The sequence below is a fragment of the Pseudomonas sp. EA_35y_Pfl2_R5 genome, assembly GCF_963970805.1.
In the GTDB taxonomy this organism is placed as follows: domain Bacteria; phylum Pseudomonadota; class Gammaproteobacteria; order Pseudomonadales; family Pseudomonadaceae; genus Aquipseudomonas.
In genome coordinates, this window is the sequence record NZ_CAXAOW010000021.1 from 1 (window position 1) to 24,303 (window position 24,303).

Annotated in this window: 26 protein-coding genes, 1 rRNA gene, 2 other RNA genes and 1 pseudogene; 14 read left to right on the forward strand and 16 right to left on the reverse strand. The window is 56.0% G+C overall.

Annotated elements, in window-relative coordinates:
• The first annotated feature begins 6 nt into the window (after nucleotides 1-6).
• Nucleotides 7-122, forward strand: a 5S ribosomal RNA gene (gene rrf, locus AACX99_RS20875).
• A 133-nt stretch (nucleotides 123-255) separates the two neighbouring features.
• Here rrf and AACX99_RS20880 read toward each other — a convergent pair.
• Nucleotides 256-534: an HU family DNA-binding protein gene (locus AACX99_RS20880; protein ID WP_339414340.1), complete on the reverse strand. Its 279-nt coding sequence runs from the start codon at nucleotides 532-534 to the stop codon at nucleotides 256-258.
• A gap of 159 nt (nucleotides 535-693) precedes the next feature.
• On the opposite strand from AACX99_RS20880, the pseudogene AACX99_RS22285 reads away from it, so the two are divergent.
• The 5 genes and pseudogenes from AACX99_RS22285 to AACX99_RS20900 form a co-directional block, all read left to right on the forward strand.
• Nucleotides 694-1,470: pseudogene (locus tag AACX99_RS22285) on the forward strand (MCP four helix bundle domain-containing protein); the annotation flags it as partial.
• Between the two features lie 78 nt (nucleotides 1,471-1,548).
• Nucleotides 1,549-2,328, forward strand: a complete 780-nt coding sequence (locus AACX99_RS22290) for a methyl-accepting chemotaxis protein (RefSeq protein ID WP_445261893.1) — start codon at nucleotides 1,549-1,551, stop codon at nucleotides 2,326-2,328.
• A gap of 101 nt (nucleotides 2,329-2,429) precedes the next feature.
• Nucleotides 2,430-2,526: signal recognition particle sRNA small type (gene ffs, locus AACX99_RS20890), an RNA gene on the forward strand.
• 81 nt (nucleotides 2,527-2,607) lie between these two features.
• Nucleotides 2,608-4,017 (forward strand): DUF6538 domain-containing protein, encoded by a 1,410-nt coding sequence (locus AACX99_RS20895; RefSeq protein ID WP_339414342.1) that lies wholly within the window; start codon nucleotides 2,608-2,610, stop codon nucleotides 4,015-4,017.
• Nucleotides 4,018-4,058: 41 nt separating this feature from the next.
• Nucleotides 4,059-4,892 (forward strand): hypothetical protein, encoded by an 834-nt coding sequence (locus tag AACX99_RS20900; protein ID WP_339414343.1) that lies wholly within the window; start codon nucleotides 4,059-4,061, stop codon nucleotides 4,890-4,892.
• Between the two features lie 169 nt (nucleotides 4,893-5,061).
• Here AACX99_RS20900 and AACX99_RS20905 read toward each other — a convergent pair whose 3' ends face one another.
• From AACX99_RS20905 to AACX99_RS20915, 3 genes are all read right to left on the reverse strand, one after another.
• Nucleotides 5,062-5,655 carry a hypothetical protein gene (locus AACX99_RS20905; protein WP_445261892.1) on the reverse strand — a complete coding sequence of 198 codons (594 nt, stop codon included), beginning with the start codon at nucleotides 5,653-5,655 and terminating at the stop codon, nucleotides 5,062-5,064.
• A gap of 110 nt (nucleotides 5,656-5,765) precedes the next feature.
• Entirely contained in the window at nucleotides 5,766-5,924 is a 159-nt protein-coding gene (locus AACX99_RS20910) for a hypothetical protein (RefSeq protein WP_339414344.1), read from the reverse strand.
• Complete coding sequence (locus AACX99_RS20915; RefSeq protein ID WP_339414345.1) at nucleotides 5,921-6,127, reverse strand: hypothetical protein; 207 nt, start codon at nucleotides 6,125-6,127, stop codon at nucleotides 5,921-5,923. The genes AACX99_RS20910 and AACX99_RS20915 overlap by 4 nt, the downstream gene beginning before the upstream one ends.
• A gap of 23 nt (nucleotides 6,128-6,150) precedes the next feature.
• Between AACX99_RS20915 and AACX99_RS20920 the strand changes: the two genes are divergently transcribed.
• Nucleotides 6,151-6,405 (forward strand): hypothetical protein, encoded by a 255-nt coding sequence (locus AACX99_RS20920; RefSeq protein WP_339414346.1) that lies wholly within the window; start codon nucleotides 6,151-6,153, stop codon nucleotides 6,403-6,405.
• A 321-nt stretch (nucleotides 6,406-6,726) separates the two neighbouring features.
• Here AACX99_RS20920 and AACX99_RS20925 read toward each other — a convergent pair whose 3' ends face one another.
• The 5 genes from AACX99_RS20925 to AACX99_RS20945 form a co-directional block, all read right to left on the reverse strand.
• Complete coding sequence (locus AACX99_RS20925) at nucleotides 6,727-7,440, reverse strand: hypothetical protein (RefSeq protein WP_339414347.1); 714 nt, start codon at nucleotides 7,438-7,440, stop codon at nucleotides 6,727-6,729.
• Complete coding sequence (locus AACX99_RS20930) at nucleotides 7,437-7,727, reverse strand: hypothetical protein (protein ID WP_339414348.1); 291 nt, start codon at nucleotides 7,725-7,727, stop codon at nucleotides 7,437-7,439. Before AACX99_RS20930 ends, AACX99_RS20925 begins: the two co-directional genes overlap by 4 nt.
• A gap of 298 nt (nucleotides 7,728-8,025) precedes the next feature.
• Nucleotides 8,026-8,604: a recombinase family protein gene (locus tag AACX99_RS20935; protein WP_339414349.1), complete on the reverse strand. Its 579-nt coding sequence runs from the start codon at nucleotides 8,602-8,604 to the stop codon at nucleotides 8,026-8,028.
• Between the two features lie 449 nt (nucleotides 8,605-9,053).
• Entirely contained in the window at nucleotides 9,054-11,642 is a 2,589-nt protein-coding gene (locus AACX99_RS20940) for an N-6 DNA methylase (RefSeq protein WP_339414350.1), read from the reverse strand.
• A 238-nt stretch (nucleotides 11,643-11,880) separates the two neighbouring features.
• Nucleotides 11,881-12,723, reverse strand: a complete 843-nt coding sequence (locus tag AACX99_RS20945) for a ribonuclease H family protein (RefSeq protein WP_339414351.1) — start codon at nucleotides 12,721-12,723, stop codon at nucleotides 11,881-11,883.
• Nucleotides 12,724-13,016: 293 nt separating this feature from the next.
• Between AACX99_RS20945 and ffs (AACX99_RS20950) the strand changes: the two genes are divergently transcribed.
• Nucleotides 13,017-13,113: signal recognition particle sRNA small type (gene ffs, locus AACX99_RS20950), an RNA gene on the forward strand.
• A 227-nt stretch (nucleotides 13,114-13,340) separates the two neighbouring features.
• Here ffs (AACX99_RS20950) and AACX99_RS20955 read toward each other — a convergent pair.
• A complete protein-coding gene (locus AACX99_RS20955) occupies nucleotides 13,341-13,628 on the reverse strand; it encodes a DUF3509 domain-containing protein (RefSeq protein ID WP_339414352.1) in 288 nt (95 codons plus the stop codon).
• 70 nt (nucleotides 13,629-13,698) lie between these two features.
• Entirely contained in the window at nucleotides 13,699-13,920 is a 222-nt protein-coding gene (locus AACX99_RS20960; RefSeq protein ID WP_339414353.1) for a hypothetical protein, read from the reverse strand.
• 462 nt (nucleotides 13,921-14,382) lie between these two features.
• Between AACX99_RS20960 and dnaX the strand changes: the two genes are divergently transcribed.
• The 4 genes from dnaX (at nucleotide 14,383) to AACX99_RS20980 (ending at nucleotide 18,810) form a co-directional block, all read left to right on the forward strand.
• Entirely contained in the window at nucleotides 14,383-16,464 is a 2,082-nt protein-coding gene (gene dnaX, locus AACX99_RS20965) for a DNA polymerase III subunit gamma/tau (protein ID WP_339414354.1), read from the forward strand.
• 18 nt (nucleotides 16,465-16,482) lie between these two features.
• Nucleotides 16,483-16,809, forward strand: a complete 327-nt coding sequence (locus AACX99_RS20970) for a YbaB/EbfC family nucleoid-associated protein (RefSeq protein WP_090385942.1) — start codon at nucleotides 16,483-16,485, stop codon at nucleotides 16,807-16,809.
• A 144-nt stretch (nucleotides 16,810-16,953) separates the two neighbouring features.
• Nucleotides 16,954-17,553: a recombination mediator RecR gene (recR, locus tag AACX99_RS20975; protein ID WP_339414355.1), complete on the forward strand. Its 600-nt coding sequence runs from the start codon at nucleotides 16,954-16,956 to the stop codon at nucleotides 17,551-17,553.
• 108 nt (nucleotides 17,554-17,661) lie between these two features.
• Nucleotides 17,662-18,810 (forward strand): acyl-CoA dehydrogenase family protein, encoded by a 1,149-nt coding sequence (locus AACX99_RS20980; RefSeq protein ID WP_339414356.1) that lies wholly within the window; start codon nucleotides 17,662-17,664, stop codon nucleotides 18,808-18,810.
• 79 nt (nucleotides 18,811-18,889) lie between these two features.
• On the opposite strand, the gene AACX99_RS20985 is transcribed toward AACX99_RS20980, so the two are convergent.
• Both AACX99_RS20985 and AACX99_RS20990 read right to left on the reverse strand, forming a co-directional pair.
• Nucleotides 18,890-19,102, reverse strand: coding sequence for a cold-shock protein (locus AACX99_RS20985; protein WP_069516724.1), 213 nt, complete (start codon nucleotides 19,100-19,102; stop codon nucleotides 18,890-18,892).
• Between the two features lie 328 nt (nucleotides 19,103-19,430).
• Entirely contained in the window at nucleotides 19,431-20,357 is a 927-nt protein-coding gene (locus AACX99_RS20990) for an AraC family transcriptional regulator (protein WP_339414357.1), read from the reverse strand.
• A 297-nt stretch (nucleotides 20,358-20,654) separates the two neighbouring features.
• Here AACX99_RS20990 and AACX99_RS20995 point away from each other — a divergent pair, with 297 nt between their 5' ends.
• Together AACX99_RS20995 and AACX99_RS21000 are read left to right on the forward strand one after the other, a co-directional pair.
• The gene (locus tag AACX99_RS20995; RefSeq protein WP_339414358.1) at nucleotides 20,655-21,392 is read left to right on the forward strand and encodes an SDR family oxidoreductase; all 738 of its coding nucleotides are present in this window, start codon (nucleotides 20,655-20,657) and stop codon (nucleotides 21,390-21,392) included.
• 25 nt (nucleotides 21,393-21,417) lie between these two features.
• Nucleotides 21,418-21,696 carry a putative quinol monooxygenase gene (locus AACX99_RS21000; RefSeq protein WP_339414359.1) on the forward strand — a complete coding sequence of 93 codons (279 nt, stop codon included), beginning with the start codon at nucleotides 21,418-21,420 and terminating at the stop codon, nucleotides 21,694-21,696.
• A 56-nt stretch (nucleotides 21,697-21,752) separates the two neighbouring features.
• On the opposite strand, the gene AACX99_RS21005 is transcribed toward AACX99_RS21000, so the two are convergent.
• From AACX99_RS21005 to AACX99_RS21015, 3 genes are all read right to left on the reverse strand, one after another.
• Nucleotides 21,753-22,769: an alpha/beta hydrolase gene (locus tag AACX99_RS21005; protein ID WP_339414360.1), complete on the reverse strand. Its 1,017-nt coding sequence runs from the start codon at nucleotides 22,767-22,769 to the stop codon at nucleotides 21,753-21,755.
• A 53-nt stretch (nucleotides 22,770-22,822) separates the two neighbouring features.
• Nucleotides 22,823-23,251, reverse strand: a complete 429-nt coding sequence (locus tag AACX99_RS21010; RefSeq protein ID WP_339414361.1) for an organic hydroperoxide resistance protein — start codon at nucleotides 23,249-23,251, stop codon at nucleotides 22,823-22,825.
• A 493-nt stretch (nucleotides 23,252-23,744) separates the two neighbouring features.
• Nucleotides 23,745-24,194 carry a MarR family winged helix-turn-helix transcriptional regulator gene (locus AACX99_RS21015; protein ID WP_339414362.1) on the reverse strand — a complete coding sequence of 150 codons (450 nt, stop codon included), beginning with the start codon at nucleotides 24,192-24,194 and terminating at the stop codon, nucleotides 23,745-23,747.
• Nucleotides 24,195-24,303: the final 109 nt, after the last annotated feature.

Here is a 24,303-nt window from a genome sequence, read left to right on the forward strand (position 1 = left end):
GAATCGCTTGACGACCATAGAGCATTGGAACCACCTGATCCCATCCCGAACTCAGTAGTGAAACGATGCATCGCCGATGGTAGTGTGGGGTTTCCCCATGTGAGAGTAGGTCATCGTCAAGCACCTATACCAAAACCCCCGATCGTGAAAACGGTCGGGGGTTTTAATTTGCGTCGCAAAAAATAACGCGCTGAGGGTGCAGCCTTAATCCTAAAGGGCGGCGTCAAGGCGCGCTCTTCCGAGCGCGCCAGATAATCAGTTGATCGCATCGCTCAGCGCTTTTGCCGGCACATATTTAATGACTTTCTTTGCTGCAATTTGCAAGGCTTGACCCGTTTGAGGATTGCGACCGGCGCGAGCAGGGCGTTCGCTTACTTTGAACTTTCCAATCCCCGGTAGAGTGATTTCGTCACTGTTTTCGAGCGCGTCGCTGACAATTTCACTCAGCTGCTCGAGTGCGGCGCGCACGGTGCTTTTTGGGGTATCTATGGCCTCTGCAATATCGCTGATCAGTTGGTCTTTGGTCATCGCCATGGTGTTGCTCCTGGTTTGGGTATTGACCTGAGAGAGGTCGTGCGGTGAGTGTGCCATAACCCTAGTGATGAGGCGTGGTGGGATGTTTTAGCTTTGTTTCGCGCGGCAAGCGGTAGTCTATGCTGATGCTACTTGGCCATTCTCTTGGAGCATCCAGCCATGCTGCGCGCCTTCGCTGATCTAGGGTTTCGTTGGAAGATTGCTCTGCCGATTTTGTTGCTGGCGGTATTGATGGTTTCTATGGGTTTTTTGGGAATGCGGGGTATTACGCAGGTTGCAGATTCAAGCACCAAGCTGACTAATCGTTTCTTACCTGGTATCAGTTTGCTGCTTAATGCTGATCGGGATCTTTACCAAGCTTTTGTTGCTGAGCGCAGCTTACTTGACGAGGGTGTGGGGGCGCATGCGGAGGCTCTAACTGCCGCGCATACAGAGAACCTACAACAAGCTTATGATCGCGTGCATAAATTTGCTGACATGCAGCCTGGCAGTGAAGCAATGCAGTTGGTCACCCAGTTCGATACGGGGTTTGAGCGGTGGAAAGCCACTTCGCAAAAGGTTTTGCAGTTGGCTTCTAGTGATCCTCAGGCAGCCAGTCTGTTAAGTTTTGGTGGTAGTGAAGAGCAGTTCGAGCTTATGCGCACAGCCATCGACAAGTTGGGTGAGATGGACGACGCAGCCGCTAATGCTGAAGGGTTGGCAGCTATTAAGCTGGGTGAAGCCTTGAGTTGGCAGCAGGGCGTGATTATTGCGATTGGCTTGGGCGTTTGTTTGGTGTTAGTGGTTGGCTTTCCAATTCTTGTCACTGGGCCTTTGCATAATTTGCTTAATCGTATCGAGCAGATTGCTGATGGTGATGGCGATCTGCGAGTGCGTCTGGACGTATTGTCTAATGATGAATTGGGCAAGCTCAGTCATGCGTTCAACCGGTTTCTCGATAAATTGCAGCCGTTAATCAAAGAGGTCGGGCGGGTTACCGGAGAGGTTGAAAGCTCTGCGCAAAGTCTGGCTGGGATGGCTGCAGCCAATGATAGGTTGATTAGCAGTGAGCATGCGGCAGTCGATCAGGTCAGCACCGCAGCAACAGAGATGAGTTCGGCTGTGCATGAAGTGGCGCGAAATGCGCAAAATGCAGCCGATGCTGCTCGTAGTGCTGAGGCCCAGTCACGAGAAGGCGCGCAAGTCGTGGGCGCTACGATCAACTCGATTCGCCAGTTAGCGCAAGAAGTTGAGAGTGCATCGGCAACCATTCAAACCCTTGAGCAAGAGGCCGCTAACATCGGCGCGGTATTGGCTGTTATCAGGGGCATTGCAGAGCAAACCAATTTGCTCGCACTCAATGCGGCTATTGAGGCGGCGCGTGCCGGCGAGCAGGGGCGCGGCTTTGCGGTTGTGGCTGATGAGGTGCGTGCACTAGCTGCGCGTACTCAGGAGTCGACTAAGGACATCCAAGTAATGATCGAACGCCTGCAGATCGGTGTGCAGAATGCTGTTAAAGCCACCCATTCTGGGAGCAGCAAGGCAAGGCAAAGTGTTGAGCAGGCAGCCGGGGTGGATCAGGCGCTCACTGACACTAGTGACTCGGTGCAGCGCATCAACGATATGACGGCGCAGATCGCAACGGCCTGTGAGGAGCAGAGTAGCGTAACCGAAGAAATCGCGCGCAATATCAGCGACATCCGTGACCTGTCCAATGAGGCGGCGCAAACCTCCGAACAGAGTGCCCAAGCCAGCCAGAAACTATCCGAGTTATCGCATGGTTTGAGTGCGCTGGTGGGGCGGTTTCGTGTCTGATGTGTGTTTCGAAAGGGCTAAGTGTTTGAAACGGTTGTAACTTCGACTCAAGCCGGTACAATAGCGCGGCTCGCTTCCTGCGAGCTTCGTTATGGTGGCCCTGCCGGTCCCCTCGCAACGATCAGCCGTGAACCCGGTCAGGCCTGGAAGGGAGCAGCCGCAGCGGTGACATTGTGTGCCGAGGTGTGGCTGGTGGGGTTGCCTCCAGTCTTTTATCTGGTTGATTTATGAAGGTTTTTTCACTCCAAGCCACGCGGTGGTACAAGGAGTGATACAACCGTGTCGACCGTCCCAACCTACCTCCTGTTATCTCGCCACTCGGTCTATTACTTCCGAATCGTGGTGCCTGACGTCATTCGCCCGTTGTTTCATCGCAGGGAGATACGGCGCTCTCTTCAGACCCGCTGCAGACGTGAAGCCCTGATACGTGGGCGTGAGCTATTGCTGCAGGTTCAGCGGCTATTCACCGAGGCTTTTCAAGGTATCAAGCCGTCGGTTGACCGTTTACGTGGTGCATGGGAATCGGGTGGCAAAAGGGTCGCTAGTTGGGCGCTATGGCTGAGGCAGCAGCAACTTGAATCGCTGTCCTCCAACGTGCTGCCGGCATTGCCGGAGAGGCCCATAGAGCCCCCGCAGGTGATTGCTCCGGTTAAGCCGATGGCAGTGCAGCGGGAAGCCCCAAGCGCGTCTCCAACGTTGTTACAGGTGGCTGAAGAGCATCTGAAAAACCAGCTGCGTGAAGGGCTACCTATCAAAACCCTGGATGACAAGCGCGCCGTGGCGACGTTGTGCGCTCGCATTATTGGCGACTTGCCTGTCGACCAGATAACCCGCAAACACGCCCACCAGTTCAAAGAGACAGCTCTGAAGCTGCCGCCACGTATGCATCAGTTACCTGTGCAGCCGCTGGAGAAAATCATCGCTGAGGCCAAGGCAACCATCAGCCTGACCACGTTCAACAACTACGTGAAGAACCTGACCACCTTCTTTAACTACGCAGTTCGGGAGGGCTACTGCTCACGTAATCCATTCGATGGTCTGCGGGTTCGGCAGCGGAGAAAGGTCAGCGAAGAGCGCAGTGTCTTCACCGGTGACGACCTCAAGCTGCTGTTCAATAAAGCTGTCTACGCTCCCGCGAATACGTCCAAACCACACCAGTACTGGCTGCCTCTGCTCGGTCTTTACACCGGGGCCAGGTTGAACGAGCTTTGCCAGCTCTATCTGGACGACGTCGTCACCATGAGTGGCATCCCGTGCATCCATTTCCGGGAAACGAGGCCTGACCAGAAGCTGAAAACGGACTCATCTGAGCGCTTGGTTCCGATCCACTCCAAACTTCTTGAGCTGGGCTTCCTTGAGTTTGTTGAGGTGCAGCGAGGGCTGGGGCAGCAACGTGTTTTCTCCGAGCTGACACTTCATAAGAAACATGGCTACAGCTCAATACCGTCCAAGTGGTTCGCTCGGGTGAGGGCGCAGCTGGGCTTCGAGGGGAAGAAGGACTTTCACAGTTTCCGGCATACCCTGGCCGACCACCTGAAGCAGAAGGGGGTATCGGAGGCCTTGGTTGGCGGCATCCTGGGGCACCAGACCGGGGGAATAACCTTCAACCGGTATGGAAAGGACTTCAGGCCGGAGGTGCTTGCGCCTGTGGTTGAGCTGATAGTCTTAGATTTTATGGGTGAGTCATGATTTGATGCCAGAAAAGACACGCTTGAGTCTAGGAGGGCACGGTGGCTATCGGTAAATGCCGGTTAACGGGGGCGACGGGGACTTTTGCTAAGTCTCATCTAACACCTCAAGCTTTCACTGCGCCTGATATTTCCGGTGCATATTTTATTGAGGCTGGAGAAGGGAGCATTCCCAAGAGAACGTTCACTAGTTGGTATGACAAGGGAATATTGACTCTTAAAGGGGAAAAGTTTCTAGCTGGGATGGACGACTGGGGAGTTAAGTTTCTTAGACAGCATAAGCTTGTGTGGAGTGGCTGGGGGGATGAGCTGGCGTTGCCTCAAGAACATTTTATTAAGGTAAGTGATACCCATGGGGTTCGCCAGGTCGTGACGGGGGACTCCAAGAAGCTACGAATTTTCCTACTTTCTATACTCTGGCGCTGGGCAGTTTCAGGTCTTAAAGCAGCAAAGGAAGTTTCCATTCCTGTTGAACATGAATATCGACTTCGTGACATGATTTTGTCCGGGGATAGCGGTTGCTCTGGCTTCTATGGCATCACCCTCACTCAAATGGCTACTCGCGGTAGTCCTCATAACATGGCACCTATTCGAGTCGAAATGCCAGTCGAATACCCGGATCAAGCAGCCCCTGTGAACTACCAGGTTTTTAGAGTTTATTTTGATGGGCTGGTTGTTCGTTACTTTGTTAATGAAGTGGATCTGGATTCCTTTGGCGGTATGTTGGTTGGTGAAGGGGATAGTTTTTCATTTCCGACTATTGCGGCGGAGGCGTCATTTCAGTATGAGAACTTATTTAAAGGTATGTATGAGGTTGAAAGCTCGTACTCCAATATCGTAGATAAACTTCTTCGCCGAAACACTCCGGCGTCCTAGAGGGCTTCAACGTCGTAGCCCTCCTCGATGAGTCGCGCTGCCATGTCTGCAGGCACACGCATGCCCTTATCCCAGTAGTGGAGGTAGGCTTGGGTGAGTACTGCAGGGCGGCGTTCGTCGTGTTCAATCAGGGGTTGTGGGGCTCCCCTTTCGCCCAGGCCGAAGCGGTTCAAACGTCCAGCTCCAGGTGTCGCTCAGGGGTACGCCCTTTGAGCATGGGCAGGAGGCCGTTGTGGTACATGTCCACCAGCTTGCGCTGGCCGGCTTCCAGGACGATTACCTTGGAATAGCCCTCGGCGTTGAACGTCTCGTCAAACAGGACGCCTTTGAACTTGGCGTAGACGGACCAGTGGCCATGCTTCTTGTGGAAATACTGCATGTCATACAGGCGGGTCTGGACGGCATTCACGCTTACGCCTGGGAGCTTGCGGCAGAAGTCCACCACGCCCAGGGCCTTACGTTTGGCCAAAGCGTGCCCTACCTGGGCGGCGGGAAGGATTCGCTGGTTCTGTTGCTCCAGGTGGTTCTTCTCGCACTCCAGGATGCGGTTCTGCTCGGCTATGCGGTCGCGTTCCAGGGTCAGGCGCTCGACCTTCTTCTGCGCCGCCAGTACAGCCTTGGCGAACAGTTCGTCGTCCGACATTTCCCCGGTGACTACCTTCTCCTCGCCCAGGACGTAGGAGCCGTCCTTACGGATGGCAGGCAGGACCACTCGTGTTACCCAGTCCTGGAAGGCGCGGGCGTCGGGTTTGTCGGAGCGCATGACCAGCTTGTAGAGGCCGGATTCGGAGATAAAGGTGATGCTGGGGGTGGGGCCGCTTACCAGGGGTCTGCCATTTTCGATGATAGACCTCAGTGCGGCCTTCTTGAATACTAGGCGTTGTCGCTCAGCAGGCGGGCCGTGTGCTTAGATGCGAAGCCTTGAAGGCCCAGTGCTGTGCAGACATCGACGGCGACAAACCAGGGCTGGCCTTCGCGCTCCAGTACGCGGAGGTCCATTAGGCCGAAGTGGAATTGCTGGACTTGGCTCATTCGTCGCCCTCCAGCAAGTCCTTCAGGCGTGCCGCTACCTTGTCGGCCTTCTGCGCTTCATCCAGCAAACCTTCAGCCTGCAGTTCCAGGGCATCGGCGCTGGCCATCTTGAAGCCGGCTTCGGTGCGGTTGTTGCGGGCTACCTTCTCCAGTTGGGCGATGGTCTTTGTGAATACCGCCAGAATGGCGTCTACGCGGCTCATACAGCGGCCTCCTGGGGTACGTCGTGGAACTCACACTCGACCTTGACCAGGATTTCATCGCGGATGTTGAGGACGTCCTTCACATGGCTGACGTGGCCGATGGTGATGCCTTTGACGTGCTGCTCCAGGCGCTGGCGAAGGGTGCGCTCGAAGGCTTGGAGTTGTTCGTGGACCAGGACGTCGAGGACGACGCGCTGGAGGTGGGCTTCAAGGCCCCGTTTGGTGAGGTCGACCAGGAGACCAAAATGGCAGGAGGTCAGACCCATGACCGCCAATAGGGACGGGTGCGGGATGCGTGATAGGTCTGCTGGACCAGAGCGGACCATTTCCCGACATAGATATAGGTGGTCCACTATGGTTGCCGAGCAATTAAAGCTTTGGGGGTTCCTAGGACAGGGGCGGTCGTGGAAGACGGCAGTCGCGCAGCGGTTGTCGGCTTTCCCGTGAGGCCGACCATGGATGGAAGACCAAGGAGGAGGAAGAATGATGGAATCGTCCTCCGTCCCCCTCCTTAGTTTTTGGGTGTCAGGCTTCCGTATCCAGACATCCGCTGCGCGAATGCCCGGCACACGCCTTCCCCTAAATAATGGCCATCTCGGTTAGATGCAAAGCCTGTTCAGTTCGACGTCTGGTGGGAATGGTTCATTGGCAGCGGGCTTGCCAGCAAGGTCTCCAAGTCGCCGTTGAAGTTTGTCGGCGTTGTCCGTGTTCCGTTTGCATCTGGTCTGAATTGGCTCCGGGCTGGCCAGGGGGAAGCTGAGGCACGTCAGTTCCCGGAAGACGGCCGCTCTCGATGCATCGGGGTGGGCGGACATGAATTCGGAGACATACTCCTGGGCTCGGTCGTGAAGCCATCCGGCCATGTTGATTAGCATGTCGTTAGCAGCAGCAGGTGCCCGCCGAGGGAGCCACTCTGGGATGAACAGCGCTTCTTTTCCTTTGGATGCCGCTGCTTCCATGGTCTTCTCCTTCAAATAGCGGAGTTGGTTGTCGGTCATGTCTAACTCCATTGCCCCAGTCTTGCCGTTGAAGCGCAATCCGAACAATGCCCTGAGTACCGGCCACATTTCCGAATGACGGACGCCGCCCGGACGTGTGCTGAGTTTGACTAGCTCGGTGATAGCGGCGGGGCGAGTCATGGTCGGTTGGTGGTCGGAGGCCAATGGGTTTTGGTCCTCCCCACTAGGCGCTTGTTGCTTGATGGTCCGAACCTGCCGTCGGGAGAGCCCCGTTGCGTCGGCAATTGCGCGCTCGGAGGCATTTTCTTTCAGGAGATTGAGTACCTGGTGCTTCTGGCTGTCGGAGACGTTCATTGCTGAGCCCCCAGGGCAGATGGGGTGAGCGCCTTCCACTTGGTGCGGTCAATAGGGCCGACCTGTAGCCAGTAGGGAGCAGTGCGGTCGGGGAGGGACAAGTCCAGGAGGTCGGAGTCCTTCCAGTGAAGACCGGCGACCAGGGCCAGTTCGATGGCTTCGGCTAAGCGGACGTCGCGGCCTTTCTTCTTCGCCAAGAGCTGGGCTAGTTGGCTTAGACGTTGGACGTGGTCGCGGCGCATGTGAAGGTTGAAGCGCACCAAGTTGGATGGGATTGGGTGTCGCATGGATGAGTATTCCTTGGGGTGTGATAGACGAACGCAAGCGCCCCGCCTGGAGGTGTTCGGGCAGGGTGTCGTGGTCGTGTCGTCAGGTGTGGTGGGTGTGGTTTGTCTGAAGACTGGGGGCAAATGGAGAGTTGATCCCCATTTATACAAGGACTGGCCGCAAATTCTCCTAGGTGTGGTGCTTGCGGTTGGCCGGCGTCAGAGGTGGGCTGAGCGGTTATACAAGGTAGGGCCCTATTGGCTGGGGGCTTGGGGTTCCATGGTCCTTGGGCGTTATGCGATAGGGCTTGGCAAGTGGTTAGGCGCTGTCCTGTATGGCTCTGCAGGCCCGCTTGACGGTGGCCAGGGAGACGCCCCAGTGGTTGGCAGTGGTGGCGATGCTAGAGCCGGTGTCCTTCCTCCAGGCAGCGATGGCTGCGTCGTCATGCTGCTTCGGTGCGCCCAGTTTGCGACCGTCCGCCTTGGCCTTCTCGATGCCCGCCATCTGCCGTGCCTTGATGTTTTCCCGCTCCAGTTCCGCAACAGCGGCCAGCATGGTCAGCACCATCTTCCCGTGTGGGCCGGAGAGGTCGAAGCCCTCACGCATTGATACGACGGTGACGCCCTTGGTCTCCAGCGCCTTGACTGTCTCCAGGACGTCGATGGTGTTACGCCCCAAGCGGTCGATGGCTGCGACGATAACGGTGTCTCCCTTTCTGGCGTAGTTGAACAGGGCCGTGAAGCCCTTCCGCTCTAGGGCTTTTGTAGTGCCGCTGATGGCTTCGTCCGTGAACCATCCGTCCTCACTGATGTTGTGGCGCTGGGCGATGGCGTGGCGCTGTGCCTCGATGGTCTGGCCGTCGGTGCTGACGCGGGTATAAGCAAGATTGACGGACATAGCGGCTACTCCAGGCTGGCTCATTGTGTTGGCTCAGAATGATGGTGGTTGGCTCATTGGTTGTCAACAGTTGTGAGCCATGCTGAAGGCCGCATTCCTTTGCAGGTAGTGATAGGCGTCTGACCTGGGTCACAGGGTGTACTTTATGAGCCAGGCGCTGTCACGAAGTGTAGTTCGATGCTTTCTTGGCAGAGCTGCGGGCAAAAAGAAGGACGGATAAAGGCGCGGCGGCGCAGAGGCAGGGCGGGCGGGGGCAGGGGGGGGGGATTCAACCACTACGTTACTTACAAAGGACACTCAAATATTTAACCGAAAAATAGTCCGCTAACCTTCTGTGATTAGCTAACTCGCGGTAGCCATGGGACAAGGCGATTATGTCAATTCAAAAACTAACGTAACCGCCCGTCCTGATAGGCGCTGAGAAAATGCTAAGCTAAAGCAAATACGGTTTAGGCCTCAGGCGCGCTAGGCAGCATCTGCCGTATTGTCTCGTTAAGATCAATGGACAGTCGCGAGAGTTTGGCCTTGGATGCTTCAACTTCTTTTCCAATTGCCGACTGGAGGTCCTTGATTCGCTTGCGATTAGAACTATCCGTCTTGGGAATCAGCATTCTTTGTAAGTCTTGAGGGTAAAGCCGATCTCGAATTGAACCGGTAGTAATGATGTCGATGTAAAACTTGTAGAATGGAGTTCTCAGCAGTCCGATCAAATACTCCGCATCTAAGCCGTTAGTCCGCACAACGTGATAATCTGGACTTACTAAGCCGCCAGCAGAATCTGATTCTACAATTCCTATGCTTCCGATATTTGCCCGCATCGGATTGTAAACGATGTCCCCAACTTCGACGCGCTTCTGCGCAGTTGAGATATCCTCACCTTTTGTCACTTCCCGAACGGTAACCTTGCCATCACTCGAAACTGAGAGAAGCGAGAATTCGTCATCAAGTTCCTCGGGGGTTTTGGGGCGAAAGCGGCTAGATACCACCGAAATCCTTTGTCCGATTGGCTCCATGTCGGCCGCAAAAAAGCGTGTCTTTTCAGTGAACAGATAATACGAAGGGTCCATCCTTCCTCTCAACTCGCTTGCGCGAATTCTAAAAGAAACCTTGCCTGCTTTTCGAGCACCGCGAATGGATTGATCTCTTCTGCGGAAACTTTTTTGACCGTATAAACGCTCGGCAAAATCGAAAATATCTAAATTCTCCAAGTCCTCGTCCGTAGGAACTGAAAAATCACTTAAAATTAGATCTAGGTCGCTAGGCTCATCGTCTTTTTTAGTGGATTTTCCGCTCGGTTCGAAGCCAACGTCCTCGCAGTCTGCCATGAAAATTTCATAGTCGTACTGTGGGTTCTCGGAAAGAAATGACTTATATGCAGCAAAGTCAGCTCCTTGCAAGTTTTCGTCAAAGAACTCTCTCACGGCGTCAGTGTATTTCTGGAGATACAAAACCACTGTATTTACAGTAGGAACTCCAGACTGCACAAATGTGTGAGTGGGTAGATTTACAATGCCGCGAACCCAAGCGTTTTTGAGTATGTGCATACGAAGATCTTCATAAGAGTCTGCGCTAAGCAGCCCCGTAGGAAGAACAATCAGTAGACGCCCCTCCGGCTTGAGAAGACGTAGTGCCTTTTCTACAAAAAGAACCTCGGTTTTCTGAGATTTACGCGCTTTCAATCTTGAGCCGAAGTCATATCTATCAAGAATGCCGCTCTCCTTCTCACGAGCGCCAAAAGGAGGGTTGGCGAGAATTAACGAACAACCCGAGCCGTCAATATTCGGATCATACTCTTCGACTTGGTACGGATTTCCCGAAAAGTCGTTTACATCCAAGGCGTTACCTCGGACGACACATTTCCCATCCCCCCATAACAGCATATTCATCCGAGCGGTACGTGCAGCTCTGGGTTCAGCATCAATACCAAAAATCTGAGAGCTTTTGATATCCTCGACCAACTGTTCGCGTGTGGTACCCAATCTTTTTATGGTGCCTGCCGGCAAGACTTCTACCTCGCCACGCATCTTTTCATAGGCTTTAATGAGGAACCCACCCGACCCGCATGCAAAGTCCACAACCACATCGTTCAACGAAATATCTGCTAGATCACACATAAAATTCACGATAGGTCGTGGTGTGAAATATTGGCCGAGGCCTTTACCTCGAAGTTGCGAAGGTAAAAACTCTTCGAATGCACGCCCTTTGACATCAATGTCTTCGCTCTTCAAGCTAAAGGGTTGAAGTTTTCGAAGAATCTCAGAAATGGTTTCGGGGGTTAAGTTTATTTCAGAAGCCTCGTCGGACAATAGTGGAAACGCAGCCCGAACAACTTCTTGGAAGTGGAGGTTTACAGATTGTACAGCCTTTTTATTTGAAGTTTCCGCATAAGCGTTTACGTCGCTTGCAGTTAAGCGTTTATGCTTAGGATTCACGGCAGCTAGAGCTTCGTCCGCCGCACTCATCAGCAACGTTTTACTAAGTTCGTCAAATGCAGCCGCCGGATCGAGCTTGTCTCCATCTCTGATAGTATTGTGAAGCCCTTTAAAGAACCTACGGTAGTCTCTAATTTTCTCGTAGTCGGGTTCTTTTGCTGTCACTGCTGACTCTGAGACAGCACCTTGAATTTCTTTAGACCCGATTAGGCGCATTAGCTTGGAGAAGTTCTTCTTCTCCATTTTTCCAATTACACCCGTAAGCAAATCGACCCGTTTATTTCCGTGATAATAAGCACGAAGGCGATATTCTTTGCCGTTTGTGATGAAGCTGAATGGTGCCTGCAATGCGAAGGCATAAGAGTCGGTTTGGCCGGTGGCGCCGGAAATCGGTTCCGTCGTTTTTTTTGCTTCAATAACAATGAGCGTTTCGTTTTGCCGTCTAACGACGAGGTCAGCTTGCTTAGTTTTGACCTCCCGCCCAAGATTCATCTTTACCGGCACGGCCCAAAACATTTCTGCATCAACGTAACCCAGGATTTCACGAAAAAGTGGAGTTACCACCTTAACTTCCACGTCCTTTTCAGATAACAGCAAATCACTCATTGCAATCCCTTTGTAAACTTCAATAACAGTGCTAGTTAAGGCAAAATTAGGTTTTAACTATCTCGCATTAGGCGAGAGTTTACCCGATCCTGATGCCGCACCGTAATGCCCGCCGTCAGCCCTCTTTGGTTTAAAGCGTACGGCCGGGCAGAATCAGCTATTCGCTATGCCTGTCCTTGCCTGACTAGTCGACCCAGCCTGGCGCTCAAGATGAGCCCTTACGAAAGAGCAAGGCCACCTAGCTGAGGCTGCTTGCATTTGAAGTAGGCCCTGCTTTGTAACTCCCGCTTTTAGCTGCATCCGCTCGCAATGCTAAGACATCATCAATGATGATTGGCTCAGGGTAGCGGCGCCAGCCGACCTCAAACTCGTCAATGGCTAACAAAGACATGCGGTCGGCGAGCTCATTGCCTTCGATACCGATGTGTCCGTTAACGTGATGGACTTCGACCTTGTCTTTCATCTGCAGGTAGACGGCGTAGATTTCTTGGATCTGCTCTAGATTCCGGATTTCCCCATCCTTGCGCTTCCAGCCCTTTTTCTCCCAGCCTACAGCCCACTGGGTAATGCACTGGATGGCGTAGCCTGAGTCGGCGAACACAGCTGAGCTGAGTCCTTCCTTGATTGCCTCACCGGCCAGAATCAGTCCGTAGTGAAGAGCCGCCAGTTCAGCGGTATTGTTTGTCCCGCTCGGCTGGTACCTGCCGTACCAAAGACTCGACAGCACATCATGCTTGTAAACGGCCACACCGGAGCCGGCTTCACCAGGGTTCGGGTTGCACCCGCCGTCGACGAAAATTTTGACGTTGGCCGCTACTTTTCCAATTTGGAGCTTCGATAGCGTGGTCAGGCCGGACTTGGCCTGGGCTAGAGTTGCAGGGGGAGCAGCAGGGCGGGTAGACGTGCTGGCAGCTGCCTTCGACCCGAAAGCTGTCTCAGCCTCTGCTTGCGAAAGGAAGCTTTTGAAGCGTGCTCCGGGGAAACCATCAGTCTGTAACTTGCAGCTCGACCAATCCTGATAGATGCCAGGGCTGCGTCCTGCCCAAACGACGTACCATTTTCGGGGGGCATTCTTGGCCATATTTGCTTGGGTATCCTTGGCATGCACAGGATCTGGTGGCACATGTAATGCCAAACCAGGTGGCGGGGTTGATGCTGCTCTACCGGATCATATCCCGCTGGTGTTGCGCCGTCCGCCAAGTGGTACAAAAGTGAGGCATGTTGGTGGTACAAACAGGGCTTGCTGGCCTACCTGGTAGTTGGCCTACAATGGCGTCGAATTCAATTTTGTGTGGTTGGTGAAGAACCGAATCAGGACGTAGCTTCAGCCTGAAACCCTCTATATAGAGGAGGTGAGCTTCGTTATGGTGGCCCTGCCGGTCCCCTCGCAACGATCAGCCGTGAACCCGGTCAGGCCTGGAAGGGAGCAGCCGCAGCGGTGACATTGTGTGCCGAGGTGTGGCTGGTGGGGCTGCCTCCAATATCTTTGTGCATCGGCTTATCCTTCCTGGCCGGCTCACGTCCTCGTTAAAAATCAATTTGTTGCGCGCATATCGTGCTTGGCGTTAGTGCGGTCTATTGCTTTCCTGAGTTGATTGGCCGCTGTCGATAGATCGGTTTGGCGGTTGTTCGAATGCCGCTGATCTGGGCGATAAATTGAGTGGCTGGCCCTGCTGACGGGCAGGGCGCTGAGTGGTCTTAGCTTGTATGGTAGTTAAGCACGCTGTCCTGTTCTTTCAGTGCTTTGCGCATGTCCGCAGGGATACTGCCAGCGCGCATGGCAAGTTCTAGGCGGATGTCTTCCAGGCTTTGGGCGAAGGCTTGTGGGTCGATGCGCTCCGCTGTGCTGAGTACGCGACTGTAAGCGGTGGCGTCGCTGGCATCCAGCAGAGAGAGAACAACCCCGCCATCGGGGCGGGGTGAGCTGAATGTGGCGCGCAATGGGGAAAACAGTTGTTCAACGAGTTCGCGGTTGATGCTATCCATGACCATGCTCCATCCTGAGGGTGATAATTTCAGACCTCAAAGATGCTCGATGGTTCTCGAACCTCGTGAATCAGGCAGTCAGTGATAGTCGGGCGCGCTCGATGACCTGTTCCAGATGGGCTCCGCTGTACTGGCCGGGATACAGGCGCTGGCTGTGCTTGGCGATGCCGGCATCGTTGACGATAGTGAAGCTGAAGCTGCCTTTGCGGGCGGCTAGGATGCGGCAATCAAACGGTGCAAATGCACTAGAGAGGGTGCGAATAGCATCCTGAATTTGGTGTTGAGTATTCATTTTTTTGGTATTTCCTAAAGCAGCAGGCGCGTCATTGCGCTAAATAGAGCTCCAGCTGTCGACGTCATTGGTCGATTGCGTGTACAGATAGGAGCTGGACTGCGCGCACAAGTTCCCATAATGGTTACGCTGTACGGGTCGGTACTTCGGAGGCGGGCTTGAGTCGGCGCTTGCGCGGGACGGCCAGATCAGTCAGCAGGTTGGGATATGGGTTAGAGCTGTGCGGCATTACCCTTAAGGGATGCGCTCTTACCTGGAAACCATCGAGGGGGCCAAAAAGGCCTGATTGACTTACAGCGTGGTACGAACGGGGTGGATGATACCCGTCTGGTTAATTTTTCGCCAGTTAATTTGCAAGCAATGCTGCAGGCTGGCCATTAGTGGGCTGCGCATCGGATGCAATTTGCCCCATGCTCCGTTAGGATTAGCCCCACTTTTGCTTTCCTCTCGTGACGGGTTTCGATGAGCTATCAGGTTCTTGCACGCAAGTGGCGTCCGCGCTCGTTCAACGAAATGGTTGGCCAGACGCATGTGCTCAAGGCGCTGATCAATGCGCTCGATAGCCAGCGCCTGCACCATGCCTATTTGTTCACGGGTACCCGTGGTGTGGGCAAAACCACGATTGCACGGATTATTGCCAAGTGCCTGAATTGCGAGACGGGCATCAGCTCGACGCCTTGCGGCGTTTGTTCGATTTGCAAAGAGATTGATGAAGGTCGCTTTATTGATCTAATCGAGGTGGATGCTGCCAGCCGAACCAAGGTTGAAGACACTCGCGAATTGCTCGATAACGTGCAGTACTCGCCGAGCCGTGGACGTTTCAAGGTCTACCTGATCGACGAAGTGCACATGCTTTCCACCAGCTCCTTCAACGCGTTGCTGAAGACTCTGGAGGAGCCGCCGCCCCACGTCAAATTCCTCCTGGCGACCACCGACCCACAAAAGCTTCCGGTCACCGTGTTGTCACGCTGCCTGCAGTTCTCACTGAAGAACATGCCGCCGGAGCGGGTGGTTGATCACCTCACACATGTGCTGGCGGCGGAAAATATTCCGTTCGAAAATGATGCGCTCTGGTTGCTCGGCCGTGCAGCGGACGGCTCGATGCGCGATGCCATGAGTTTGACCGATCAGGCGATTGCCTTTGGTGAGGGTAAGGTGCTGGCCGCCGATGTGCGCGCCATGCTCGGTACGCTAGACCATGGTCAGGTCTACGGTGTGCTGCACGCCCTGCTGGAGGGCGATGCGCGCGCTTTGATTGAGGCGGTGCGACATCTGGCAGAGCAGGGGCCGGACTGGAGTGGCGTGTTGTCCGAGATGCTCAATGTGCTGCACCGTGTTGCGGTTGCTCAGGCGCTGCCCGAGGCGGTGGATAACGGCCAGGGTGATCGTGAGCGGGTGCTCGAGCTGGCTCGGGTTCTGCCCAGCGAGGACGTGCAGTTCTATTATCAGATGGGTTTGATCGGCCGCCGCGATCTGCCGTTGTCGCCAGACCCGCGCAGCGGCTTCGAGATGGTGCTGTTGCGTATGTTGGCCTTCCGCCCGGCGGATACCCACGATGCGCCGAGGGTGGCGCTAAAGCCGCTGGGGATTAGCCAGGCCACTGCTGATCCCGCGACTAACCCAGTGGCCGGTGCGGCTATCCCGTCACCGGTGAGCATTCCTGTTGCGGTTCCGCCTGCGCCGCCGACTCCTGTAGCTGAAGTTGCACCTGTAGTGCCGGTAGCAGCGCCTGAAGCGGTTGTGGCAGTCCTGCCGCCCGCACCGGAAGTGGTCAACGAGCCCGCTGCGCAGCCTTCGCCGGTTGAAGCGACTGCTGCCCCTGTAGTATCCGCACCTGTGGTGGATCTGCCCTGGGAAGAGCAGGTTGTTGCTCAAACGGCTGAGTCTGTTACAGAAGTCGCAGAGCCTGTCGTTGCTCTGGCAGAGCCCGTCAAGCTAGCTACCGAGACGCCGAAAGCTGCAGTGCCTGAGCCGCAACTGATTGAGCAGCCGGCTCCGTCTGCCGATACGGATGACGATGAACCGCCGCTGGGCGACTACGACTATGTCGAAATGGACGCCGAATCCTTTGATTATGATTTTGATGCAGTCGAGCGCACCGCATCTGCAGAGCCGGAAGTCTTGCCGGCGGCGCAGCCGGCGACCGGGCTGGCGGCTGATTGGCTGGAGTTGTTCCCGAAGCTTGGCTTGTCCGGTATGACCGGCAGTATCGGGGCTAACTGCACGTTGATCAGCGCTGAGGGCGATAATTGGCTGCTGCACTTGGATCCGGCGCATTCAGCGCTGTTCAACCCCACCCAGCAGCGACGTCTGAATGATGCGCTCAATCAATTTCATGGGCGCGAGCTCAAAGTATTGATCGAGTTGTGCAAGCCTGAGCAAGAGACGCCGGCGCAGGCGGCGGCGAGTAAGCGAGCCAATCGCCAGCGCGAGGCCGAGGCCTCGATCCATCAAGACCCGGTTATTCAACAAATGATTCAGCAGTTCGCCGCGGTTATCCGCGCGGACAGCATTGAACCCCTGGATACTCCCGTTTACCCCTAATTACTGAGGACTTACACCATGATGAAAGGTGGCATGGCCGGCCTGATGAAGCAGGCCCAGCAGATGCAGGAAAAAATGCAGAAGATGCAGGAAGAGCTGGCGAACGCCGAAGTAACCGGCCAATCCGGTGCTGGGCTGGTCAGCGTGGTCATGACTGGGCGTCACGACGTCAAGCGTGTCAGCCTGGATGACAGTCTGATGCAGGAAGACAAGGAGATCCTCGAAGACCTGATCGCCGCTGCGGTAAACGATGCCGTGCGCAAGGTTGAGCAGAATAGCCAGGACAAGATGTCCGGTATGACTGCCGGCATGCAGCTGCCTCCAGGCTTCAAAATGCCGTTCTAAGCGGTCATCCTCCGGCGCTGCATTGCAGCGCTGGGAGCCAGTGTGGGTATCCTCAGCCCATACCGGCTGTGCCTTGCTTTGTCGGGATTCAATAGCCCGATAGGGTTTTATTGGTAAGAGTTGTAGCCGTCGAGTACCTCCCCCATGAGTTTCAGTCCGCTGATCCGCCACCTGATCGATTCACTGCGCATTCTTCCCGGTGTTGGGCAGAAGACTGCTCAGCGTATGGCTTTGCAAATGCTTGAGCGGGATCGCTCCGGTGCCTTGCGCCTGGCCCAAGCGCTGACTCAGGCTATGGAGGGGGTTGGCCACTGCAAACAATGCCGCAGTCTGAGCGAGGACGAGGTGTGTCAGTTGTGCCTGGATCCGCGGCGTGATGACAACCTGTTGTGCGTTGTTGAGGGGCCTATGGATGTGTATGCAGTCGAGCACACCGGGTTTCGCGGCCGCTACTTTGTGCTCAAGGGGCATTTGTCGCCGCTCGACGGCCTCGGCCCGGAAGCGATTGGGATTCCCGAGCTGTTAGCGCGCATCGCTGCAGGCAGTTTTACTGAGGTGATTCTGGCCACGAACCCGACGGTGGAGGGCGAGGCCACCGCGCATTACATCGCTCAGCTGCTGGCGGGCAAAGGCCTGATTGCCTCGCGCATTGCCCATGGCATGCCGCTGGGTGGCGAGCTGGAGTTGGTGGACGGTGGCACTCTGGCGCATTCGATTGCTGGGCGCCGGCCTATCCAGCTCTAGACTCGCGAGTGGTCGGCGGCTTGATCGCCCTGATGCATGGCGTAATCCTCTTCTTGTAAACCAAGCAAGCGCTTGGTAATTTCCCTGAAACCTCAGTGGAAATACCCTATGCCTGTCTTCCAAGAATATTTCGATGAATCCCATCAGTTGGTGCGCGATTCGGTCAGGCGTTTTGTCGAGCGCGAAATTCTGCCGCACATCAATGATTGGGAGGAGGCTGAAGAGTTTCCTCGCGAACTCTATCTCAAGGCTGGTGCTGCGGGGATTCTCGGGATTGGTTACCCGGAAGTTTTTGGCGGCAGTCATGAAGGTGATGTGTTTGCCAAGGTCGCGGCCACTGAGGAGTTGATGCGCTCAGGTTCTGGTGGCCTGGTGGCCGGGCTCGGCTCGCTGGATATCGGTTTGCCGCCCGTGGTGAAGTGGGGCAAGCCGGAGCTGCGCGAGCGCATCGTGCCGCAGGTGCTGGCGGGTGAGAAAATAATGGCGCTGGCGGTGACCGAGCCGTCCGGTGGTTCGGATGTGGCCAATCTGAGAGCCCGCGCAATACGAGACGGCGACTTCTATCGCGTCAGCGGCAGCAAAACCTTTATCACCAGTGGCGTGCGCGCCGATTATTACACCGTTGCCGTGCGTACCGGTGGCGATGGTTTTGGCGGTGTCAGCCTGTTGCTGGTGGAGAAGGGTACTCCGGGTTTCAGCGTGGGGCGTAAATTGAAAAAGATGGGCTGGTGGGCGTCGGATACGGCAGAACTGTTCTTTGATGATTGCAGGGTGCCGGTAGGCAACTTGATCGGCGCCGAGAACATGGGCTTTGCCTGCATCATGGCGAATTTCCAGAGTGAGCGTTTGTCGCTGGCGATCATGGCCAATATGACGGCGCAGTTAGCGCTTGAGGAGGCGCTGAAATGGGCCAAAGAGCGCGAAGCGTTTGGCAAGCCGATCGGCAAGTTCCAGGTGCTCAAGCATCGTCTTGCGGAGATGGCAACCCAGCTTGAAGTGTCGCGCGACTTCACCTATCGGCAGGCGGCGAAGATGGCTGCGGGTAAAAGCGTGATCAAGGAAATATCCATGGCCAAGAACTTTGCCACTGATATTGCCGATCGACTGACCTACGACGCCGTGCAGATCATGGGCGGCATGGGTTATATGCGTGAGAGCCTGGTGGAGCGGCTGTACCGTGATAACCGCATTCTGTCGATTGGTGGTGGCTCGCGTGAAATCATGAACGAGATCATCAGCAAGCAGATGGGCTTATAGAAAAGGCAGGTTTTACAAACGCCAGATAAAACAAACCCCGCGAGCGCGGGGTTTGTTTTAAAGCAGGACAGGGGCTTAATTAAGCCACCTGTACCTCTTCAGCTTGCATACCTTTCTGACCGCGAGCGGCCACGTAGGTAACAGTCTGGCCTTCTTTCAGGCTTTTGAAACCGTCGCTTTGGATGGCTTTAAAGTGAACGAAGAGGTCATCGCCGCCGTTAGTCGGGGTAATGAAGCCGAAGCCTTTCTCATCGTTGAACCATTTGACGGTGCCAGTTTCGCGATTTGCCATGGTGTGTCTCTTAAATCGATACGAAGTGCGGTGCCAGAGTGCTCATAGCACCTATGCGGTTTTGCTGATAACTACAAGTCAGCTCAGCCATAATAGGCCGTTTTTACGGGAAGTGTTGGGTTTAACGTTAATTATTCATAATTTTCTCTGCTGATAATCCGCCAAGGCCCTATTTATATGGGCTGCAGGGCGATTAAACATCTGTTAATTGCTGTTGCCGGTCACGGGTTCTGGCCAGTTTTTCCTGCTGAGCGGTAATTTGACCCAAGTAGAACTCCCTGTTGCTCTCGAAAAGTGTCGGGGCGTTTTTCAGTCTGCTTTAACCGTGTTATGCCGAACTGCGAAGGCGGGCCAGATCGCGCAACGGCGGCGCACCGAACAGGCGGCTGTATTCGCGGCTGAACTGTGACGGGCTTTCGTAGCCGACTCGGTAACTGGCTGAAGCCGCTTCCAGCCCTTCGCAGAGCATCAGGCGCCGCGCCTCCTGCAGACGTAGCTGCTTCTGGTACTGCAGCGGACTGAGAGCGGTGACGGCTTTGAAACGGTGGTGCAGGGTTGAGGTGCTTAGATTGACCTCGCGGGCCAGGTCCTCAATGCGCAGGGGTTGGTCGAAATGCAGATTCAGCCATTCGATTGCGCGGTTGATGCGCTGGCCTTGGCTGTCAGCGATGGCGATTTCGTGCAGGCGATGGCCCTGCGGACTGTGTAGCAGCCGGTAGAAAATCTCGCGCTGGGCCAGCGGCGCAAGCATGGCGATATCGCGCGGGGTTTCCAACAGGCGTAGCAGGCGCAGCACAGCGTCGAGCAACTGAGTATCGAGGCGATCGAGGTAAAGCGCCCGACGTGGCCCGGGATTGGGTACACCAATCGGGCCGATATCGGCGATCAGGCTAGTGATTAGCGCCGGATCAATCTCCAAGCGCAGGCTCAGGTAGGGCTGCTCGGGGGTTGCGCCGATCACTTGGCCTGTCACCGGCAGAGTGACGGATGCCACTAAATAGTTGAGCGGGTCATAGGTGTACTGCTCATCACCTAGGCGCACATCCTTGCGGCCTTGGGCAATGATACACAGGCATGGTCGGTACAGCGTCGGTACGGGTAGGCTGGGCTGTGTTGCGCAGGCCAGATCGAGGCCGGCAATGGCGCTGTTATGCAGGCCATCAGCCGGGCACTGACGTTGGATCAGCGCGGCCAGTTCGGCTTGGCGCAGCGCCAGGTTGTCGTCGAGGACTAAGGGGCTGATAGATGATGTCATGGAGGCTCCTGCTGCTGGCTTGCAGATTATCCCGGTTTTTCAGGCAAGTCAGCGCTGCTCAGAATGCGTTGCAGGATCAGGCAATGATTCGCCAGTAATAGGCAAACGGCTAATATTTTTGGGCTTTCAGCGTAATGCTGGGCTGTTTATGGATTGCGTCTAGTGAGCTGTTCCGAATTTGATAGTTGCAGGTTTAGGCAATAATTCGCCAGAAATCGTCTAACCCTAAGTGCGTCATCTCGCTGAATCTGTTGCTGTCGCGGCAGCCCTTGCCGCTTATAAGCAGAGGATTTGGCCATGTTGAATATCCAAGACAAAGTCATTCTGATCACCGGCGCAAGTAGCGGTATCGGTGAGGCCTGTGCGCGTTTGCTGGCCGAGAAGGGCGCGCATGTCTTGCTCGGTGCACGGCGTACCGAGCGTCTGGAACAGTTGGTTGGCGAGATCCGCGAGGCAGGTGGCAACGCCGATTACCACCGCCTGGATGTGACCAGTCAGGCCGACACTCAGGCGTTTGCCGATGCCGCCCTGGCGCAGTACGGCCGCATTGATGTGCTGATCAATAACGCCGGGGTTATGCCACTGTCGCGCCTGGATGTGCTGAAGGTTGATGAGTGGAACCGCATGATCGACGTGAATATCCGTGGCGTGCTACACGGCATTGCTGCCGCGCTACCGGTCATGCAGCGTCAGCGCAGCGGTCAGTTCGTCAATATCGCCTCCATTGGCGCCTACAGCGTGGTGCCGACCGGTGCGGTGTATTGCGCAACAAAGTATGCGGTGCGCGCCATCTCCGAAGGTTTGCGCCAGGAAGTGGGCGGCGATATTCGCGTGACCCTGGTATCGCCAGGCGTGGTCGAGTCGGAGCTGGCCGAGAGCATTTCCGATGAGTCGAGCCGTGAAGTGATGAAGGCGTTTCGCAAGGTCGCCATCACCCCGGATGCGATTGCCCGTGCCATTGCCTATGCGGTCGAGCAGCCGGCGGATGTCGACGTCAGCGAGCTGATCGTGCGGCCGACTGCCAGCCCTTATTGAGCCTGTATCTCTGGAGAGCAAGCCGATGCTAAGTCATAGCGCAGTGCTGCATGCTAGGGCGGGAAGCGCCGAGCAGTTGGGGGCGTGTCTGTATGGTTTGCGCGAATCCATGCAAATTCTTCCCGGTTGTATAGGCGTTGAGGTGCAGCAGCTGCCGGATGATGCGGCGCAGTGGCTGCTGCAAAGTCGCTGGCAATCGACGGCGGCGTTGCAGGCATTTTTCGCCGCGCCGCTGTTGCAGCAGGTGCTCGACCAAGCGTTGCAGCAAGGTTTGCTGCAACGCCTGCAATGCCAGGCCGCTTGAACCGCAGTGCGCCCCGGCACGCTGAGCGTGTCGGGGCGTTTTGTTGTAACGCGGGGTTACTTGAGGTTGGCTTTCAGCGCGGCGGCAGCTTGCTGCATGGCGCTTTGCGTACCAGGGATCTGACTGATCACGTTAAGCAGGCCGAAGTCATGGATCATGCCGTTGTAGCGCACGGCGGTCACGTTGACTCCCGCCGCGTCCAGCTTGCGCGCATAGGCTTCGCCTTCGTCACGCAGCACGTCGAACTCGGCGGTTTGCACCAGGGTTGACGGTAAGCCTTGCAGCTGTTCTACCGATGCCTGCAGTGGCGAGGCGTAGATTTCGGCGCGCTGTTTTGGGTCGGTGGTGTAGTTATCCCAGAACCACTGCATCAGGCTTTTGCTGAGGAAGTGACCGTCGGCGAACTGGTTATAGGAAGCGTTGTTGAAGTTGGCGTCGGTTACCGGCCACATCAGCAGCTGGAACTTGATCGCCGGGGTGCCTTTGTCCTTGGCCATCAGGCTGACCACGGCGGCCATATTGCCGCCCACGCTGTTGCCGGCCACTGCCAGGCGTTTGCCGTCGACACCGATTTGCGCGCCGTTCTGCGCCACCCACTGGGTTGCGGCATAGGCCTGGTTGATCGCGGTCGGGTATTTGGCTTCCGGTGACGGGGTGTAATCGACATACACCGCTGCCGCGCCAGAGCCTACCACCAGGTCATGAATCAGGCGTTCGTGGGTCGGGTAGTCGCCCAGTACCCAGCCGCCACCGTGGAAGAACATAAACACCGGCAGCGTGCCGCTCGCATCGGTCGGGCGCACGACTTTGAGCTGGATCGACTGGCCATCGACCTCGATGGTCTTGTCGACCACTTCGATGCCCGACACATCGACCTTGACCCCGGCCTGCGCGCCGACCAATACGGCGCGGGCCTCTTTCGGACTCAGCTGTTCGAGGGGCTTGCCACCGCCAGCTGCTAGGGCATTGAGGAAGTCTTGGGTATTGCGTTCCACCCCGGGGCTACCAGCGGCAAACGCGCTGTTGACGGCAAGGGCGAGTACGGCGATCGACAAACTGTGTTTGATGTTCATGTGCAGCCTCCTGGGTGGGCCGCTGACTGGCAGCGGCCGGATGAGTGGTGGGGTTAGTCGAGCAGCGTCAGGGTGACGTCGATATTGCCGCGGGTGGCGTTGGAGTAAGGGCAAACGAGGTGCGCACGGTCGATCAGATTTTGCGCTTGCTCGCGGTCCATACCTGGCAGGCTAATGCGCAATTCGACTTCGATGCCGAAACCGTTGGGGATCGCGCCGATGCCCACTACACCTTCAATCGATGCGTCTGCGGGCATTGCCAGCTTGTCGCGGCCAGCGACGAACTTCATCGCGCCGATAAAGCAGGCCGAGTAGCCCGCAGCGAACAGCTGCTCGGGGTTAGTGCCCGCACCGCCAGCACCGCCGAGTTCTTTCGGGGTGGTCAGGGCGACGTCGAGTACGCCGTCGGAGGAGATGGCACGGCCGTCACGGCCGCCGGTGGCTTCTGCATAGGCACGGTAAGCAATGGTTTGAATCGACATGGTGGTAATCCTCTGGAGCTGTTTGGGTTGGTTTGTTTAAAGCGTTGCGGTGTCAGGTGGCGATCAACCTTCGTGGTTGATCAGCCAGCTTGGGTAAAGGCCTTTGCCATCTGCCCGGCTGTCGTCAGCCAGAACCGGGGCGGAAAGAGCGAGCAGGGCGGAGAAAGCGATCAGGGTTTTCATAACGGTGCTCCATGAATGTCAGGGTTGTTGGGTTGGATGAAGACAGCTGCAGGTCTTCGTGGTATTTTCGCGCTAATGTTTTGTGCGCTAATCAGTTTCATGAGGCGAACTCTAGTGCGCGTTAATTTTGCGCGCAATATATATTTTTAAGCATTTGGCGATAAGCACTGCTTTGTTCGGGCATAAGCGAGGGTTGGCGGGCTGTTGCGTGATGTACGAGAGTGGTGCCGGGTGAAATTGTTGTACGGAACTACGAGGAGCGTGACGCGATTTCCCGCTGGGGCGGGCGACAGGTCTGTCGCCTAGGTCCCTAAACGGCCTGTTGCAGGCTGCTGCGCAGGGCGACCAGCTCAGCCCTCAGGGCGCCGAGCTCCGCGGTGGACTGCTGGGTGGCGGTAAGGATGCAGCTGGGAACGCTTTTGGCCTGTTCACGCAGGTCGCGGCCTTTGTCGGTGAGGAACAGCTCGACCACACGCTCGTCGACATTGCTGCGGGTACGCTTGAGCAGGCCTTCGGCTTCCAGGCGTTTGAGCAGCGGGGTAACGGAGCCTGGGTCGGTGAGCAGGCGGCTACTGATATCGCCCACGGTGATGCCATCGCCTTCCCAGAGCACCATCATCGCCAGGTACTGCGGGTAGGTCAGGCCCAGCTCCTGTAACAGCGGCTTGTAGACCTTGGTCAGCAGCAGCGAGGTCGAATACAGGGCAAAGCACAGCTGGTTATCGAGCAGCAGTTCGGCGCAAGGGTCTTGCGTGGTCATAGCGTTCTCCAGCGGCGTAGGACAGTTGCCGACAATTTATCGCGCTAACTACTGTTATGCCAATTGAATGCTCGCAGCGTTCATCTCGTGCAGACAAACGTTAGACCTA

Coding starts and splice junctions, on each gene's coding strand:
- AACX99_RS20880 (WP_339414340.1), bottom strand. CDS start 534: ATGGCGATGACCAAAGACCAACTGATCAGCGATATTGCAGAGGCCATA.
- AACX99_RS22290 (WP_445261893.1), top strand. CDS start 1,549: ATGGCTGCAGCCAATGATAGGTTGATTAGCAGTGAGCATGCGGCAGTC.
- AACX99_RS20905 (WP_445261892.1), bottom strand. CDS start 5,655: ATGCGCTCCGACAAACCCGACGCCCGCGCCTTCCAGGACTGGGTAACA.
- AACX99_RS20910 (WP_339414344.1), bottom strand. CDS start 5,924: ATGAGCCAAGTCCAGCAATTCCACTTCGGCCTAATGGACCTCCGCGTA.
- AACX99_RS20915 (WP_339414345.1), bottom strand. CDS start 6,127: ATGAGCCGCGTAGACGCCATTCTGGCGGTATTCACAAAGACCATCGCC.
- AACX99_RS20925 (WP_339414347.1), bottom strand. CDS start 7,440: ATGAACGTCTCCGACAGCCAGAAGCACCAGGTACTCAATCTCCTGAAA.
- AACX99_RS20930 (WP_339414348.1), bottom strand. CDS start 7,727: ATGCGACACCCAATCCCATCCAACTTGGTGCGCTTCAACCTTCACATG.
- AACX99_RS20935 (WP_339414349.1), bottom strand. CDS start 8,604: ATGTCCGTCAATCTTGCTTATACCCGCGTCAGCACCGACGGCCAGACC.
- AACX99_RS20940 (WP_339414350.1), bottom strand. CDS start 11,642: ATGAGTGATTTGCTGTTATCTGAAAAGGACGTGGAAGTTAAGGTGGTA.
- AACX99_RS20945 (WP_339414351.1), bottom strand. CDS start 12,723: ATGGCCAAGAATGCCCCCCGAAAATGGTACGTCGTTTGGGCAGGACGC.
- AACX99_RS20955 (WP_339414352.1), bottom strand. CDS start 13,628: ATGGATAGCATCAACCGCGAACTCGTTGAACAACTGTTTTCCCCATTG.
- AACX99_RS20960 (WP_339414353.1), bottom strand. CDS start 13,920: ATGAATACTCAACACCAAATTCAGGATGCTATTCGCACCCTCTCTAGT.
- dnaX (WP_339414354.1), top strand. CDS start 14,383: ATGAGCTATCAGGTTCTTGCACGCAAGTGGCGTCCGCGCTCGTTCAAC.
- AACX99_RS20970 (WP_090385942.1), top strand. CDS start 16,483: ATGATGAAAGGTGGCATGGCCGGCCTGATGAAGCAGGCCCAGCAGATG.
- recR (WP_339414355.1), top strand. CDS start 16,954: ATGAGTTTCAGTCCGCTGATCCGCCACCTGATCGATTCACTGCGCATT.
- AACX99_RS20980 (WP_339414356.1), top strand. CDS start 17,662: ATGCCTGTCTTCCAAGAATATTTCGATGAATCCCATCAGTTGGTGCGC.
- AACX99_RS20985 (WP_069516724.1), bottom strand. CDS start 19,102: ATGGCAAATCGCGAAACTGGCACCGTCAAATGGTTCAACGATGAGAAA.
- AACX99_RS20990 (WP_339414357.1), bottom strand. CDS start 20,357: ATGACATCATCTATCAGCCCCTTAGTCCTCGACGACAACCTGGCGCTG.
- AACX99_RS20995 (WP_339414358.1), top strand. CDS start 20,655: ATGTTGAATATCCAAGACAAAGTCATTCTGATCACCGGCGCAAGTAGC.
- AACX99_RS21000 (WP_339414359.1), top strand. CDS start 21,418: ATGCTAAGTCATAGCGCAGTGCTGCATGCTAGGGCGGGAAGCGCCGAG.
- AACX99_RS21005 (WP_339414360.1), bottom strand. CDS start 22,769: ATGAACATCAAACACAGTTTGTCGATCGCCGTACTCGCCCTTGCCGTC.
- AACX99_RS21010 (WP_339414361.1), bottom strand. CDS start 23,251: ATGTCGATTCAAACCATTGCTTACCGTGCCTATGCAGAAGCCACCGGC.
- AACX99_RS21015 (WP_339414362.1), bottom strand. CDS start 24,194: ATGACCACGCAAGACCCTTGCGCCGAACTGCTGCTCGATAACCAGCTG.